Raw genomic sequence first — 14,698 nt, 5'->3', positions numbered from 1 at the left:
GCGCTCGCGCATTGCTGCGCCGCCACTAGCGCCAACACTAGCAATTAACGTCGCATAATCTTGCGCCCCACATAGTTGATGAAGTCTTCATCACTCATAGGTTTGCCCTGCATATCGGTGATATTGCCACGACAAAAAATAGCATCCTCAGTGAGTTCTCGATCCATAAGTTTGTCGGGGTAGGGGCTGCGGCTCCGCAAGGAAAAAGGGTTCCCCAGATCAAAACGCGTGATCAAAACGATCAGGTGTTTGGTCACCATAATGCGCTCAAATTTTTTATAGGATTGCGAAAGCACGACATGGCTAGCATCGCCAGCAAGATAGCTCATCTCAACCGAATTCGGTGCGACATAGCTACGTAGCGTGCATGACCAAGGGCGTGGCAAAGAGCAGTCAGCACCATGGCGCATAAAAAAGCGCTGGTACGTCTTTGTCCACAGGCGGCGGGGCCAAAAGATGGTGGCGCCCGTCCATGCCTCAACGAGGCTTACTACAAAAAAGGCTCCGCAGATAATACCAAAAACCCAGCCAAGCGCATTCAGATTGAAGTTATAGAGCACAGCGGCCCAAAACCAAATACCAAAAAGTATTCCTACGCCTATGCCAAATACCAATGCATCGCGCCGATTAAGAGGGCGATCTTTTGCGGCGAAGTACTCTTCAAAAAGGCGCTCATCAAAGTGCGTGGTGCTGGTAATGCGTGCTTGACTCATCATGAATCCTCTGCGATATGAAACTAACGGTAGTGTAGAAAAAGTTGGTGTTTGGCCCTATTCGGCACAGCCAAATGCCTGAATTTATTTTTCTGCATTATACCATTATGCCGCCTTTTCTTCTGCGTCTGCTAGACTGAGTGCTGTTTGTACGAGCAATCGAGCTTGCTTGTAAGTCTCTTCATTTGTTGTTCTTTCTTTGCTTCATCTAAAAACAAATATGGGTACTCAATATCACAAAGACTTCTATACCAAGTTTTTGAGCTACCTTTTTGATCTTTCGTGTTGACAAGCCCTTCTCATACATCTCGCTTACTGCAGCCACAACAGCTTTATTTACTTTGCTGTAGCGCGCAAAGATGCCTTGTGGGAAAAGTTGCCTTGTCTGAGCCTTGGGACACGCAAGGTTATATTTCCAGCAGTCGTTATAAGCCTGCGTTGCCTGTAGCCATTTCTAACGGTCTTGTTACGCTTGCAGATCTCTTGAGTTTGACTATCCATAATCTCGTTAAGAACAGATTCAATCAACATTTCCAATATGATTAGCACCAAGCACGTTCTTGTCACCCTTCGTGCAAAAGATGCAAACGGAACAGTAACCAGCAAGGATGCTGCAAGCCCAACGACTGAGTACTGGGTCCGCAAGGATAAAAATATTAAGTTTTCTGAGGTTGCGGCAAAAGTGAAAGTCACTCCAAACGAAAAATATGTGCTCAAAAATTGGGCGAACAACGCCACGGGAGCAAAGATTTCCGATGACCTGGTTATTACGGAAGCACTTGCCGCTAATGCAATCTTCGTGAACTGGGCAGATGAGACCATCGTCGACAAGAAAGACTCTCCTAACAAGCCTTCTGACAAGCACGTATCTGTCGTACTTTCTGCTGGCAAAAACGGTAAGCTCGAAAACAAAACAGCAGGACAAGGACTTTCGTTCTGGGTAAAGAAAGGCACAAGTTATCTGCTGTCACCGATCTTGTGGCCGCTACCGCAGACGCTAAGCACACAGCATCTGGTTGGACCAACAAGGCAGACGGCGCAGCTATTGACCCGAAGACCTGCACGGTTTCTGCTGACTTGCAAGCACAAGCAAACTTTGTGCCTGTAGCTCCTGTCCCTGCTCAGCCGACCTTCTCGGGCACGCCCAAAGAGATTGTTCCTGGCGAAGGCAAACAAGACACTGGTATTATCGTTGCAAATAAGAATTCCGACACGAAGGTTACTGCCAAAGACAAAAATGGTAAGGACATCCCTGCGGAGTTCAACGACAAGACGGGTAGCATCTTCCTCACTCCTGACAAAGATGTTGTAGGCCCCATTACCGTAACGACTACCGACAAGCTGCTGCCTGCTCCTATAACAAAAAGCTGTCTGTAGTGAAGACTCCTGTACCTGAGCAGCCTGGTTCTCAGACGCCGTCTGTTCCAGAAAAGCCTGGTCAAACGACGCCAATCAAGCCAGTAGTCCCCAAGGTTGCGCCAAAGACGCTTCCAAGGACTGCAGATGTTACTTCTGTTGCTGGATTCGATTTTGGCCTCACTGGTATTGTTGCCACACTGGCAGCACGGATAACCAAGTGCACCAAGCGCGCTGAGTAAACAACACTTGAGCAAACAATACTTGAATGCAACATGGGGTAGTTACATGACGCCTTATGTGAATAGGGAAGAGGGTCGAGCAATCGACCCTCTTCTTTGTGATGACGTACCTGTCAAGCGTGATGATCCTTTGGTAATGTGGTCATCCTGTACGCCTTTATAGGAGTTTTTATAAAATACGGAATTTTTTAAGCGCCTCGCCGCGTTCTTACGACGAAGCACATATACTACTAAGGCAAGTGCACCCAGTGGGTGCGGGCGACGACATGTTCCGAACCTGGTCAGGGCCGGGAGGCAGCAGCCATAAGGAGCCTCTGGCGGGCGTCCGTTCCCACTGGGTGCACTTATGTATATGCGAGTGTATGTGCTAGGGGCTTTTGCGTGAGCTGGCACACGTCAGCGTGCATAGGCATGGCTGGCTACTAGCATGCACTTTAAACACGCAAAGGATGTTTACCTTGAATTTTGTAGAGTACATAATCCACCTGCTCAAAGATCCTCGCTCTGCTATTGCAGGCGCTATTGCAGCAGGTCCGTTATTTGCATATGGCTTCGTCTTTCTCATTGTCTTTATCGAGACAGCGGTTGTATTCTTTCCCTTTTTGCCAGGCGACTCACTGCTCTTTGCAGCAGGGTTTTTTGCAGCTGATGGTGGGTTTAACATCATCGTGTTGCTGGCGCTGGTGTGGATTGCTGCCATTGTAGGTGACCAATGCAACTTTATGATTGGTCACTTTTTTGGACGCAAAATTGTTGAGTCGGGCAAAGTCAAAGCGATGACGCCCGAGCACATTCAAAAGAGCGAAGCATTTTTGGAAAAGTGGGGGCATCTCGCCATCTTTTTGGGACGTTTCTTCCCCTTTATCCGCACCTTTGTGCCCTTTATTGCAGGCATGGGTGGTATGCACTGGCGCAGCTTTGTGATCTACAACATTTTGGGTGGTATTACCTGGTCAACGATCTTCATTTTGCTAGGATACTTCTTCGGAGGCATTCCCTTTGTGCAGCAACATTTTGAGTTTTTGATCATTGGCATTGTGTTGGTCTCGTTGGTGCCGACGGCTGTGGGAATCCTTCGTTCGTACCTCAATAAAAAGAAGGTTTCACAGGAGTAGACTTAGTTAGGGGCTGGCTGCGAGATTGGCCTCAGCCCGAGCTGGTATCAGCCAAGATTAGCTTCAGCCAGAATTGGTTTTGCTGCACTACTGTTTTTCTACGGTCTCAAGATGCGATCCGACATATACCACGCCTTCTGGATCAAGATCAACCCCCTCCCCTTCTTCATAAGGAGCTGCCATCCGCTCAAGATCAGCGTCAGAAATGCCGTGCTTCTTCATGAAATTCTCGGTAGTTATGTCGCTGCACATATCGGCGTTCATTTTGGTGGCCGTGTTGTTGTCCATTGTGTTGTTCTTATCGGCATTCATTACCATTACTTTTCCAATCTCTGTTTTTTACACATTTTACTGTCTAGCCGCCTCACTGTGTGCTACAAAAAAAGGTGGCGGCATCCGTAAACGGTGCGTGTAAAACCAGTTGCTCTCGGTGCTGTCGCTACAAAAAAACCAGCCGCGCCTTATGTGCCGCGCAAAAATGACCATGCTTTGATAGTCATATCCTACTAATTTAGTAACATTTACCCAAAATAATACGATTCTCCTGTATACATACAAGGCAACTCGGATATCCTTAAGATACCGAGCGATACCCTTTAAAGGAGAGTGACGTAATGCAAGACGCATGGCACGGTTTTACTGGCGGTAAATGGCAAAACGAAGTCAATGTCCGCAACTTTATTCAACTCAATTACACTCCCTATGACGGAGATGAATCGTTCCTCGCAGGTCCCACCGAGGCAACGACCACACTGTGGGACGAAGTGATGGACTTGTTCGAGCAAGAGCGACAGCACAATGGTGTTCTCGACATGGATACCAGTGTCGTCTCGACCATCACCAGCCACGGCGCCGGGTTTATCGACAAGCCGCTCGAGAAGATCATCGGCTTGCAAACCGACAAACCTCTCAAGCGCGCGCTTATGGTCAACGGCGGCATTCGCATGGCCGTGGCTGCGTGTAAAACCAATGGCTACGAGGTAGACCCCGGGGTCATTGATTTTTACACTAACTATCGCAAGACGCACAATGCAGGTGTTTTTGATGCTTACACGCCCGAGATGCGCGCGTGCCGTCACAGTCACATCATTACGGGCCTGCCCGATGCCTATGGCCGCGGTCGCATTATTGGCGACTACCGCCGCGTGCCCTTGTACGGCGTCGATCGCCTGATCGAGGACAAGAAAAAGCAAAAGAACGGCACCTCGCAGACGATGGACGAGAAGACCATTCGTCATCGCGAGGAGCTCTCCGAGCAAATTCGCTCGCTGCAGGAGCTCAAACAGCTCGGCGAGATTTACGGCCTTGATCTGAGTCGTCCCGCCGAAAACTTCCAAGAGGCAGTGCAGTGGCTGTACATGGCCTACCTTGCTGCCGTCAAGGAGCAAAATGGCGCTGCTATGTCCATTGGCCGCAACTCCAACTTCTTGGACATTTACGCTGAGCGTGACCTCGCCGCCGGTCTTCTCACCGAAAGTGACGTACAAGAGATTGTCGACCACCTGGTCATGAAGCTGCGTATGATTAAGTTCGCACGCACCCCCGAGTACAATGAGCTCTTCTCGGGCGACCCCCAGTGGGTTACCGAGTCTATCGGCGGCATTGGTGTGGACGGTCGCTCCATGGTCTGCAAGACGAGCTTCCGCTTTTTGCGCACGCTTGAGAATATGGGTACCAGTCCCGAGCCAAACCTGACGGTGCTTTGGTCGACGCGTTTGCCCGAGGGCTTTAAGCGTTACTGCGCCAAGATTTCCATCGCGACGAGCTCCATTCAGTACGAGAATGACGACCTCATGCGCGTGTATCATGGCGACGATTACGCCATCGCGTGTTGCGTCAGCTCCATGCGCATCGGCAAAGAGATGCAGTTCTTCGGCGCTCGTGCCAACCTCGCAAAGTGTCTGCTCTACGCCATCAACGGTGGTCGTGACGAGAAGACCGGCGAGCAAATCGGCCCGAAGTTCCGTCCCGTCGAGGGCGACTACCTTGACTATGATGACGTCATGGACAAGTACAACGACATGATGCAGTGGTTGGCAGGTGTCTACGTCAACGCGTTGAATGTTATTCACTACATGCACGATAAGTACAGCTACGAGCGCATCCAGATGGCCCTGCACGACGAGCATGTTCACCGTTGGTTCGCCACGGGTATTGCAGGCCTTTCGGTCGTAGCCGACTCGCTGTCTGCTATTAAATATGCCAAGGTCAAGGTCATTCGCGACGAGACGGGCCTGGTTGTTGACTTCAAGACCGAGGGTGACTTCCCTAAGTACGGTAACGACGACGACCGCGTTGACATCATTGCCCACGATATTGTCGAGAAGTTCATGGGTATTATCCGCCAGCACAAGACTTATCGTGACTCGGTGGCAACCACCTCGATTTTGACCATTACCTCCAACGTTGTATACGGCAACGCCACAGGTAACACCCCTGACGGCCGTCGCGCTGGTGAGCCTTTTGCACCTGGCGCCAACCCCATGCACCGTCGTGACACGCATGGTGCCGTGGCCTCACTGGCGTCGGTTGCCAAGCTGCCGTTTAGCGACGCACAAGATGGTATTTCTAATACCTTCAGTATTGTTCCGAACGCATTGGGTAAAAATAATGATGTGATGTTTGACGGTACTGAGCTCGACTTTGGCGACGCCGACCTCGACATTAGTATCGAGAATCACGTCTGCTCGGCCTGTGAATCAAACGCCTCTGCACCTGAGGGGCTTTCTGATCGCGATTAGCAATAAGGCGCATGGCGCGGTTGCGGCGCTCGCTAGGCGCCGCGCCGTGCGCAGTAATAAAAGCACGTAAGTACAAAAGTGCACAGTGTAAAAGCACGTAGTAGTAAAAGTACGTAGTGTGTTCTAGAAGGGATTAACCATGAAGACATCCGAAATTGCCCCCACGCAGGTAGATAATCTCGTGAATATGCTCGACGGTTATGCTGCCGAGGGCGGACATCACCTCAACGTCAACGTCTTTACCAAGGACACCCTGCTTGACGCTCAGGCTCACCCCGAGAAGTACCCACAGCTCACCATCCGTGTTTCGGGTTATGCCGTGAAGTTTAACTCGCTGACCAAGAAGCAGCAGGACGACGTTATCTCCCGTACCTTCCACGAAGGCATGTAGAGCAGATCTCGTAATCTTGTAGCTTGCAAGCATGCGCGTACAAGCTTACGCGAAAGATTTTGTGAGTGTAAAAAAGATCTCGTAATCTTGTAAGAAAGAATTTGTGAATGATGTCTGAGAAACCAGGCGCAGCACAAGTAGCAGACCCGCTCACACATCGTGGGCGGGTCCATTCTATCGAGTCATTTGGCACGGTAGATGGTCCTGGCTGCCGTATGGTGGTCTTTACACAGGGCTGTCCTATGCGTTGTGCATACTGTCATAATCCCGATACCTGGGCGTATAATGCTGGAACCCAGGTGACGGTGGGGGAGCTTATAAAGAAGTTCAACCGCAACCGTCCCTTTTATGCGTCGGGCGGCATTACTGTCAGTGGTGGTGAGCCACTGATGCAGGCTGATTTTGTCGCGGATTTGTTTTGGGCGGCGCATAACGACCCAAAAGGGTGTATTCACACCTGTCTTGATAGCTCGGGGATTACCTTTGGGAAAGGGAGCCCTTCTCGTCAGGCGAGCATTGCTCGTTTACTCGATAATTGCGATCTGGTGCTGTTAGATATTAAGCATTCCGATCCAAAAGGGCATTACGACTTATGTTTGCAGCCTCAAGAGGATCCTCTGGCCTTTGGCGATGAGCTGGCGCGCCGTGGTATTCCTGTGCTTATTCGCCACGTTTCGGTGCCAGGTATTACCGATCAGGAAGAAGAGCTGAAAGGCATTGGGCGCATTATTGCGGCGTGGGATAATGTCGTCGGCTTGGATGTGTTGCCGTATCACACAATGGGTTTGGCAAAGTATCTGAGCATGGGTTTGCCCAATCGCTTGGAAGGCGTTCCTGCGATGGATCCCAAGCGCGCGCCTGAGCTGCGTCGCATCATTTTAAAAGAGCGCGCTCGCGTTAGAGCTCAGCGCAAGCAACAGCAAGCAGCGCAGACGTCACAAGGCGAGGCCACCGACAAGCGGGTATAATGAGGACATCTTATGCAAGCTTGAAGGAATAGGCGTATGGAATCGTTATATACCAAGTATCGTCCGCAAACATTTGATGATGTTGTTGGCCAACATCACGTTGTTACTACCCTGACGCAGGCTGTCCGCGATCATCATGTGGGACATGCCTATCTTTTTTGTGGCCCGCGCGGTACGGGTAAAACCACCCTCGCCCGCATTTTAGCAAAAGCGTTGCTCTGCTCGACCCCGCACGAGGGCCTTCCTGATGGCGCGTGCAAGGAGTGTCAGCTTGTTGCTGCAGGCAATCACCCCGATGTGTATGAGCTCGACGCTGCATCGCGCACGGGTGTTGACGCCATTCGCGACGAAATTATTAACAACGTGAGCTATGCCCCCATTAAGGGCCGCTACAAGGTATACATCATCGATGAAGTTCACATGCTCACTACGCAGGCCTTTAATGCCCTGCTCAAGACCCTCGAAGAGCCACCTGCGCACGTTATTTTTATTTTGTGTACAACCGATCCACAAAAAATTCTTGCGACGGTTTTGTCGCGCGTCCAGCGTTTTGATTTTCGCTCCATCGCGGCCGAGGACATCGTCAAGCGCCTCGCTCAGATTTGCGATGCTGAGCATTTTAGCTACACTCAGCAGGCCCTTGAGCTGGTGGCGCAGTATGCCCACGGTGGCTTGCGCGATGCTGTTTCGATGCTCGAGCAGCTTTCGGTCTTTGGTGCAGGAAGTATTTCTGCCGAGAATGCCCAAGATATGCTTGGCGCTACGGCGTCCACGCAACTTTCGCAGGCAACGCTCGCGTTGGCACAGCGTGACGTAGTGAAACTCTTTTCTTTCATAGCACAGGCGGTGGAAGATGGCTGCGACATCACGCAATTTACCAAGGATCTTGCGGCGCACATGCGCGATTTGTATATTTGCGCGCTTGGCGCCAATCCGAGTGAATTTGTACCCTTGACGCAGGATGAGTTGGCAAAGCTTTCGGAGGAAGTTGCTGCTTTCGAGAAGATCAACGGTTGTGGAGGCGGCGACAGCGGTGGCGACCAGAGCGCGAGTGCCAGTGCTGCTACCAGTGATCGCATTGCACGCATTTTGGATGAGCTAGGCAGCGCAATGGCACAAATGCGTACGTCAACTTACCCGCGCCTCGTGCTTGAAACCACGTTTACCCGTTTGTCGCGCCCCGAGACGGACCTTACGCTTGAAGCCTTGGCTGAGCGCGTGACGCAGCTGGAGCAAAAACTTGCTGCGGGGGTTACGGTGGCGTCTGCGACCACGGAGTCCGCGCCTGTAACGTCTGCGGTTACGACTATGGAAGCGCCTGTAACGTCTGCGGTTACGACTATGGAGGCGCCTGCAGCGACGGCACCAAAGGCGGGCTCCGTCCCAGCTCTTGCGGCTAGGCCTACAGTTCCAGCTCCAACGGAAGCTCCAATGCATGTACCTGCGCCTGCAGTATCTATACCAGCGCCTGCAGCGCCCTCAGAAAAATTAAGCCAAACCTGGCAAACCATCATGGATGCTTTGCGTCAATCTCAAGCAGCAAGAAGTTCTCTGCTTATGCATGCGCAGCTTTTATCTGATGATGGAGAAACCCTGCATATTGGTCTTCCTGTAGGATCTCGTTTTGCTATGAATATGCTTGCTCGACCCGAGATCATGACTCAAATACGCACAGTTGTAAGAGATATTGTTGGGGAACGCCGTCTTGAATATACGGAGATTTCAAAAGATAACAAGGCTCCCCAGGCGCAAGTGGCACCACAAGCTAATGCAGCTCCAACTCCACAGCCTGCGGTGGCAGTAGCTCCAGTGCCATCAACTCCCGTCTTAGAAGTAACTCCGCAAGTAAACGTGACTCCAGAACCAGTTGTGGCTTCGCAGCCAGATGTGGTTTCTGCTCCTGCATCAACGCCTGAGCTGGAACCAGTGCCTGAGCCGGAAGCAGCTCCCATGTCTGTGGCCGCACCAACCTCACACCCCGCATCCCAGTTGCAGTCAGAACCTGCGCGAGTGCCACAAGCACCACAAAAGGCTTCCGTTAAGAAAAAGCGTACAACGCGCAGCACCAAAGGAAATGTTTCTGCTGAATCGGCCTTCTCGGCAGCATCGGTAAGAAGTGAAGTTCCCGAGGATCTTCTCAGCATGCTCGAAGAGGTCTTTGGCCCTGGCGTAAAGCTTACGAGCACAGCTCCCGAACAGGCCAGCGATGATGATGAGATGGCTGATACAGACGAGCAATCAGCAGCAAGCGCGGGCACAAGCGAAACCGCAGGTGAACAGGCATAGTAAAGCAGTGCAAAGGGCAGCCTCCGCAGAAGACGACTGTTGTGCAGCAGACGGGTGTTTTGCACCGCTGGAGTGCTATCTGCGTGGGCCTAAGGTTTTGTGGGCACGTTGGCTGTTGCGATTTTGTACACTAACATGTGATTCGATCGCATGAAGATTGCGCTCGGCACGGACGAAGTGTTGCGCGCGCCGAAAGATTAAGCGCGCCCGCGTGGCGCGTGATAACTGACAAAAAACGGTAAGGAAGGTTTTACCATGGGCATGAATATGGCACAAATGATGAAGCAGGCTCGCAAGATGCAGGAGCAGCTCGCGCAGACGGAAGAGAAACTCCGCGACATGGAAGTCTCGTCTTCGGCGGGCGGCGGCATGGTCAAGGTGACTGCGACTGGTGGCATGCGCATCACGTCCATTCAGATTGACCCCGAGGCGGTTAATCCCGAGGACACCGATTTGCTGCAAGACATGATTTTAGCTGCCGTTAACGATGCGCTGAATTCTGCGCAGGATCTTGCGAGTCAGCAGATGAGTGCCGTGACGGGCGGTCTTAATATTCCGGGATTGATGTAGGCGTGGATGATATTGCTTCACAAGGGCATACGCTGCAGCGTTTGCTCGATGAGCTGGGGCGCCTGCCAGGCATTGGACCAAAGTCGGCGCAGCGCATTGCATATCATATTTTAGAGACGGATACCGAAGAGGTGAGGCGTCTTGCGACCGTGCTTCTCGACGCCAAGCGCCAGATCCATTTTTGCCCCGTGTGCTTTAGCTATGCGACGCGCGAGCACTGCGATATTTGCGAGGATATTCGTCGCGATAAGAGCACGATTTGCGTGGTGTCGGAGCCGCGTGACGTTTCGGCCATCGAGCGTACAGGAACATATCACGGGTTGTATCACGTGTTGGGCGGCGTCATTTCGCCTATGGATAAGATCGGGCCTGATCAGCTGCATGTTCATGAGCTGCTTTCGCGTCTGTCGGACGATGTCGTGCAAGAAGTGATTCTTGCAACCAATCCCGATGTCGAGGGCGAAACGACGGCCAGCTATTTGGCTCGCACGATGAAGACGCTGGGCGTTCGGGTTTCTCGGCTAGCAAGCGGTTTGCCCATCGGTGGAGATTTGGAATATGCCGACGAGCTTACTCTAGGACGCGCCATTGAGGCTCGCCGTGAAGTATAATATTTGCTTTGTATAGCGTATAGCTCATCTGTGGTTCTACGTGGCTGGAAGTTGTAGCTGGATTGCGGTTGGAAGTAACTGTAAGATTTGAAGCTGGAAGTAGCTGGAAGGGCACTCATGTTTTCTTCAGATGAAAAAAACGCACCAAGGCGTGCGCCAAGACGCAGGGGAAGTCATTTTAAAGAGAATATCGACAAGAATGCTGCACCTGCTGCTATGGGTGGAGAGCCTTCGAGCCCTCGCGTGCCTGCTGGTGTGCCTGCTTATCCAGGCAGCGTGCCTGCTTCGACGAACTTCTCGGTAGGACCCGCAAGCACCTCAGACGACGCTCCTAGGCCAGCGCCTTTGGATGACACCTCGTCGTTTAAGACCTTAGGTGGCGGAGAAGGTGCGTTTATCTCGGATCGTTCGAACGCGTCGCAAAGCGTTGCAGCCGCACGCGCCAATCGACACGGCCAAAAGTCGTCCATGCGCCTGAAGCGCTCAGCGCAAAAAAACATGACCTCGCGCGAAACGCGCGTTGTGATGTCCAAAAGGCAGATTGCCATTATCAGCGCTGCTGTACTGCTGATCGCTGTCATTGCGGGATTCTTTATTATGCATCTCCTCAATAAGCCTGCGCTACAAACGGGTGGTTCGACCCGCGTTGAGCGCACGCAAACGAAGGCCGAGAATAGCATTTCGTATGATGGTCGCTCGTACTTCCTCAAAAAGAATTCCGACGGGACCTACTCGTTAGCGCAGTCGACCAAGGGTTCGTCTGAAGCCCTTGAGCTGGCAAAACTTCCTGGAACGCCCGCGGGCTTTGTGCTGTATGACGGCGCGCTGATCATCCCAGAAAACTTGCCTGACGGCACTTGGGATATTATGGCGTGGACCATGGGCGACGGCTCGGTTGCCACGCAGCTAGTGGGTAGCGACGGCAAGCCTGTCGCAGGTCGCGGAACGATCAAAAAGGTGGAGCTTAAAGAGAAGTCCTTGGTGCTGACCGACGCCGATAACCAAACTAAGAAAATTCCGCTTTCGCAGTAAGTGGAGTTTGCGGGGAAGTTGTGAACAAACATGTGCGCAAAATAATTTTCCAAACTTTTTGTCAAAAGCACTAGACATATCTAAGCTTCTGTAGATATAATCTACTACGCGTCAAAGCATGGGGTGTTAGCTCAGCTGGTTAGAGCGCCGGCCTGTCACGTCGGAGGTCGAGGGTTCAAGTCCCTTACATCCCGCCATTTGCATTCTAAAGGCTCTTGTTTAAGAGCCTTTTTTATTAGCTTGTGACCTGCACATTTGTGCGTGTTCGACCGCACGTTTGTGTGTGCGACCGCACATTTCGCCAAAAGGAGGCAGCATGGATATATCTCGTAAAACAGATTATGCCCTGCGCATTTTGGCGGAGCTCATGCGTCACGACAACAACAATGTACTCTCGGTAAGAACTGCCGCAAAAAAGAATGATGTACCCTACTCATTTGCGCGCTCCATTCAGCATGACTTGACACTCGCGGGAATTATTACGAGTACCCGCGGCGCTCAGGGCGGCATGAAGCTGACCATTGATCCCAAGACGACCTCGCTTTTGACGGTGGTCGAGGCCTGCCAGGGTCCCGTTGCTATTTCGGATTGCGGTTGGAACGGACCAGACGGTACGCCCTGTCCGCGTCACCTGCATTGTTCGTTTTATTCCATCTGGTGCGGCGCTTCTCGTATGCTGCGCGATTATTTGGATTCCATCACCCTGTACGAGGCCGTTTTTGCCACAAAGGCGCCGAGTCTGCCTGAAGGGTATTGGAACGCCGATGCCTTTGCGAGTGTGCGCGGCATCCGCGGCATGGAGCGCAATGTCGAGGCGGCATTCGAGAAGCGCGAGCTCGAAAAAGCGCGCGCTGCCGAGAAGACCGACGAGGCCGCGAGCAATGAATAGCGAGAAACTCGCAGCATTCCGAAAACGTGTCCTTGAACAGGGAAAACTCCTGTATCGAGACCTACCCTGGCGAAACACGCGCGATCCCTATGCCATCTGGATAAGCGAAGTCATGCTGCAGCAAACGCAAGTTTCACGTGTGGATGGCCGTTGGCAGCACTGGATGCAGCGCTTTCCCAACGTGCCAACACTTGCCGCGGCCGATTCTGCCGATGTATTGGATGAGTGGCAGGGACTCGGCTATAACCGCCGCGCACTTTCGCTTCATCGAGCGGCACAGCAACTGATGGATCGCGCACACAGCGATTCCGAGCGCAGCGTCGAGCATGCCTTCGAGTCCGCCGAGTTTCTCGATAGCCACTTCCCACGAGAGATCGCAGATCTGGTGAGTTTGCCAGGTATTGGAGCGGCAACTGCGGCGGGCATTCGCGCGTTTGCCTTTAATTTACCGAGCATATACGTGGAGACCAACGTCCGTACCGTCTTTTTGCACGAATTTTTTCCCGAGCAGCACAAGGTAAGCGACGCGCAACTGATTGCCCTTGTCGAGAAGACCTGTCCTGCGGATGCGTCAAACCCCGCCGACGATCCGCGGAGTTGGTATTATGCGCTTTTGGACTACGGCGCCTACCTGAAGAAGACGCTGCCGAACCCCTCGAGGCGTTCGGCGACGCACGCGAAGCAATCGCAGTTTGAGGGCTCTCATCGTCAAAAACGAGCAGCGTTGGTGCGTATTTTGTTGCAGGTACGTCGCGATAAACAGGCGCTTGACGAGCTAAGTCTTGCGTTGTTGCTCAATGAGCATGAGCACAAAGCGGGTCGCCCCGATGTCGAGAAGGGCGAGTTCTCACAGATTTTATCTGAGCTTCAAAAAGAGGGATTTTGCCACAAAACGGCCGCAGGTTGGCAAGCTTAAGTTGTGCGCGTTTAAGTTGTGCGCGCTTAAGTTGCGCGCGCTTAGACTTGCGATTTTGGCGCGGACTTCGTCGACGCTGCTCGTTTCGACGATTTTCTCGACGCGGATGATTTTCTCGCTGTGGACGCTGCGGACCCCGTCGATTTTCTCGACCGATGAGGTTTAGGATTGCCGCTGACCTTAAATGCACTAGGACACAAATCAAGCAAAGGGCACTCGTCGCAGTGCGGCTTGCGTGCGTCGCAAATTTCTCGACCGAATAACACCCACTGATGATTGACGGGACCCCACAATTCATGGGGGATGATCTCGAGCAGGTCCTTCTCGGCAGCCGCGGGTGTCGCGGCGCGGGTAAGACCCAAGCGCGTGGCAATGCGAAACACGTGGGTATCGACCGCAATGCCCTCGACGATACCAAACGCATTATTGAGCACGATATTGGCCGTTTTTCGGCCCACGCCTGGCAGGGTTGTGAGCTCATCCATCGTGCGGGGGACGCTGCCGTCAAAATCCGCAACGATTTTTTGCGCGCATTCGACGACGTGGCGGGACTTGGTTTTGTAAAATCCCAGTCGGTGGATAATCTCGGCGACTTCTGCGACGGGCGCTGCGGCCATGTCCGCGGGTGTTGGCCAGCGCTCAAACAAAGTGGGGGTCACCAAGTTGACGGCCTTATCGGTCGTTTGTGCCGATAAAAGCACCGCGATGACCAGGGTAAAGGGGTCGGTGTAGTGCAGCGCGCATTCGGCGGCGGGGTAGCGCTGGTTCATGCGCTGGCATATGGCAAGCACACGCTCGCGTTTTGCCTTTTTTGATTCTTGTGTCAAAGCGCCACCCTCTTTTGCCGCTCGTACCGTATAGTAATACT

The 14,698-nt window shown here is 52.5% G+C and carries 16 protein-coding genes, 1 tRNA gene, 1 other RNA gene and 1 pseudogene; 15 read left to right on the top strand and 4 right to left on the bottom strand.

Going from position 1 to position 14,698, the window contains the following annotated elements:
* Positions 1–44: 44 nt before the first annotated feature.
* A complete protein-coding gene (locus HMPREF3192_RS01620) occupies positions 45–716 on the bottom strand; it encodes a hypothetical protein (protein WP_156422824.1) in 672 nt (223 codons plus the stop codon).
* Between the two features lie 205 nt (positions 717–921).
* Positions 922–1,214, bottom strand: a pseudogene (locus HMPREF3192_RS07100) (transposase).
* Positions 1,215–1,251: 37 nt separating this feature from the next.
* Here HMPREF3192_RS07100 and HMPREF3192_RS06975 point away from each other — a divergent pair.
* The 5 genes from HMPREF3192_RS06975 (at position 1,252) to HMPREF3192_RS01595 (ending at position 3,426) form a co-directional block, all read left to right on the top strand.
* Positions 1,252–1,821, top strand: a complete 570-nt coding sequence (locus HMPREF3192_RS06975; RefSeq protein WP_066304771.1) for a hypothetical protein — start codon at positions 1,252–1,254, stop codon at positions 1,819–1,821.
* Positions 1,812–2,090 (top strand): hypothetical protein, encoded by a 279-nt coding sequence (locus HMPREF3192_RS01610; RefSeq protein ID WP_066304769.1) that lies wholly within the window; start codon positions 1,812–1,814, stop codon positions 2,088–2,090. The genes HMPREF3192_RS06975 and HMPREF3192_RS01610 overlap by 10 nt, the downstream gene beginning before the upstream one ends.
* On the top strand, positions 2,090–2,311 hold the full coding sequence (locus HMPREF3192_RS01605) for a hypothetical protein (RefSeq protein WP_066304767.1): 222 nt from the start codon (positions 2,090–2,092) through the stop codon (positions 2,309–2,311). The genes HMPREF3192_RS01610 and HMPREF3192_RS01605 overlap by 1 nt, the downstream gene beginning before the upstream one ends.
* A gap of 245 nt (positions 2,312–2,556) precedes the next feature.
* Positions 2,557–2,652: signal recognition particle sRNA small type (gene ffs / locus HMPREF3192_RS01600), an RNA gene on the top strand.
* Positions 2,653–2,760: 108 nt separating this feature from the next.
* Positions 2,761–3,426, top strand: a complete 666-nt coding sequence (locus HMPREF3192_RS01595) for a DedA family protein (protein ID WP_407921946.1) — start codon at positions 2,761–2,763, stop codon at positions 3,424–3,426.
* 87 nt (positions 3,427–3,513) lie between these two features.
* On the opposite strand, the gene HMPREF3192_RS01590 is transcribed toward HMPREF3192_RS01595, so the two are convergent.
* Positions 3,514–3,738 (bottom strand): hypothetical protein, encoded by a 225-nt coding sequence (locus tag HMPREF3192_RS01590; protein WP_156422822.1) that lies wholly within the window; start codon positions 3,736–3,738, stop codon positions 3,514–3,516.
* Positions 3,739–4,040: 302 nt separating this feature from the next.
* Between HMPREF3192_RS01590 and pflB the strand changes: the two genes are divergently transcribed.
* The 10 genes from pflB to HMPREF3192_RS01540 all read left to right on the top strand — a co-directional run bounded on the left by pflB (position 4,041) and on the right by HMPREF3192_RS01540 (position 13,830).
* Positions 4,041–6,167, top strand: a complete 2,127-nt coding sequence (gene pflB / locus HMPREF3192_RS01585) for a formate C-acetyltransferase (RefSeq protein WP_066304762.1) — start codon at positions 4,041–4,043, stop codon at positions 6,165–6,167.
* Positions 6,168–6,306: 139 nt separating this feature from the next.
* Positions 6,307–6,558 carry an autonomous glycyl radical cofactor GrcA3 gene (gene grcA3, locus HMPREF3192_RS01580; RefSeq protein WP_066304761.1) on the top strand — a complete coding sequence of 84 codons (252 nt, stop codon included), beginning with the start codon at positions 6,307–6,309 and terminating at the stop codon, positions 6,556–6,558.
* 110 nt (positions 6,559–6,668) lie between these two features.
* Positions 6,669–7,526: a pyruvate formate-lyase-activating protein gene (gene pflA, locus HMPREF3192_RS01575; protein ID WP_066304825.1), complete on the top strand. Its 858-nt coding sequence runs from the start codon at positions 6,669–6,671 to the stop codon at positions 7,524–7,526.
* Positions 7,527–7,562: 36 nt separating this feature from the next.
* Positions 7,563–9,812 (top strand): DNA polymerase III subunit gamma/tau, encoded by a 2,250-nt coding sequence (gene dnaX, locus HMPREF3192_RS01570; protein ID WP_066304760.1) that lies wholly within the window; start codon positions 7,563–7,565, stop codon positions 9,810–9,812.
* A 261-nt stretch (positions 9,813–10,073) separates the two neighbouring features.
* On the top strand, positions 10,074–10,382 hold the full coding sequence (locus HMPREF3192_RS01565; protein WP_066304824.1) for a YbaB/EbfC family nucleoid-associated protein: 309 nt from the start codon (positions 10,074–10,076) through the stop codon (positions 10,380–10,382).
* A 2-nt stretch (positions 10,383–10,384) separates the two neighbouring features.
* Positions 10,385–10,993: a recombination mediator RecR gene (gene recR / locus HMPREF3192_RS01560; RefSeq protein WP_082715542.1), complete on the top strand. Its 609-nt coding sequence runs from the start codon at positions 10,385–10,387 to the stop codon at positions 10,991–10,993.
* Positions 10,994–11,110: 117 nt separating this feature from the next.
* On the top strand, positions 11,111–12,025 hold the full coding sequence (locus HMPREF3192_RS01555) for a hypothetical protein (RefSeq protein ID WP_066304757.1): 915 nt from the start codon (positions 11,111–11,113) through the stop codon (positions 12,023–12,025).
* A gap of 120 nt (positions 12,026–12,145) precedes the next feature.
* A tRNA-Asp gene (locus HMPREF3192_RS01550) sits at positions 12,146–12,222 on the top strand.
* Between the two features lie 119 nt (positions 12,223–12,341).
* Positions 12,342–12,914 carry an RrF2 family transcriptional regulator gene (locus HMPREF3192_RS01545; protein ID WP_082715541.1) on the top strand — a complete coding sequence of 191 codons (573 nt, stop codon included), beginning with the start codon at positions 12,342–12,344 and terminating at the stop codon, positions 12,912–12,914.
* Positions 12,907–13,830 (top strand): HhH-GPD family protein, encoded by a 924-nt coding sequence (locus tag HMPREF3192_RS01540; RefSeq protein WP_066304755.1) that lies wholly within the window; start codon positions 12,907–12,909, stop codon positions 13,828–13,830. The genes HMPREF3192_RS01545 and HMPREF3192_RS01540 overlap by 8 nt, the downstream gene beginning before the upstream one ends.
* 41 nt (positions 13,831–13,871) lie before the next feature.
* Here HMPREF3192_RS01540 and nth read toward each other — a convergent pair whose 3' ends face one another.
* The gene (gene nth / locus HMPREF3192_RS01535; RefSeq protein WP_082715540.1) at positions 13,872–14,657 is read right to left on the bottom strand and encodes an endonuclease III; all 786 of its coding nucleotides are present in this window, start codon (positions 14,655–14,657) and stop codon (positions 13,872–13,874) included.
* Positions 14,658–14,698 lie beyond the last annotated feature (41 nt).

It is taken from the genome of Atopobium deltae (genome assembly GCF_001552785.1).
Lineage (GTDB): Bacteria > Actinomycetota > Coriobacteriia > Coriobacteriales > Atopobiaceae > Atopobium > Atopobium deltae.
The sequence above is the reverse complement of the archived record's forward strand: the minus strand, read 5'-3'. Positions and strand labels throughout refer to the sequence as shown.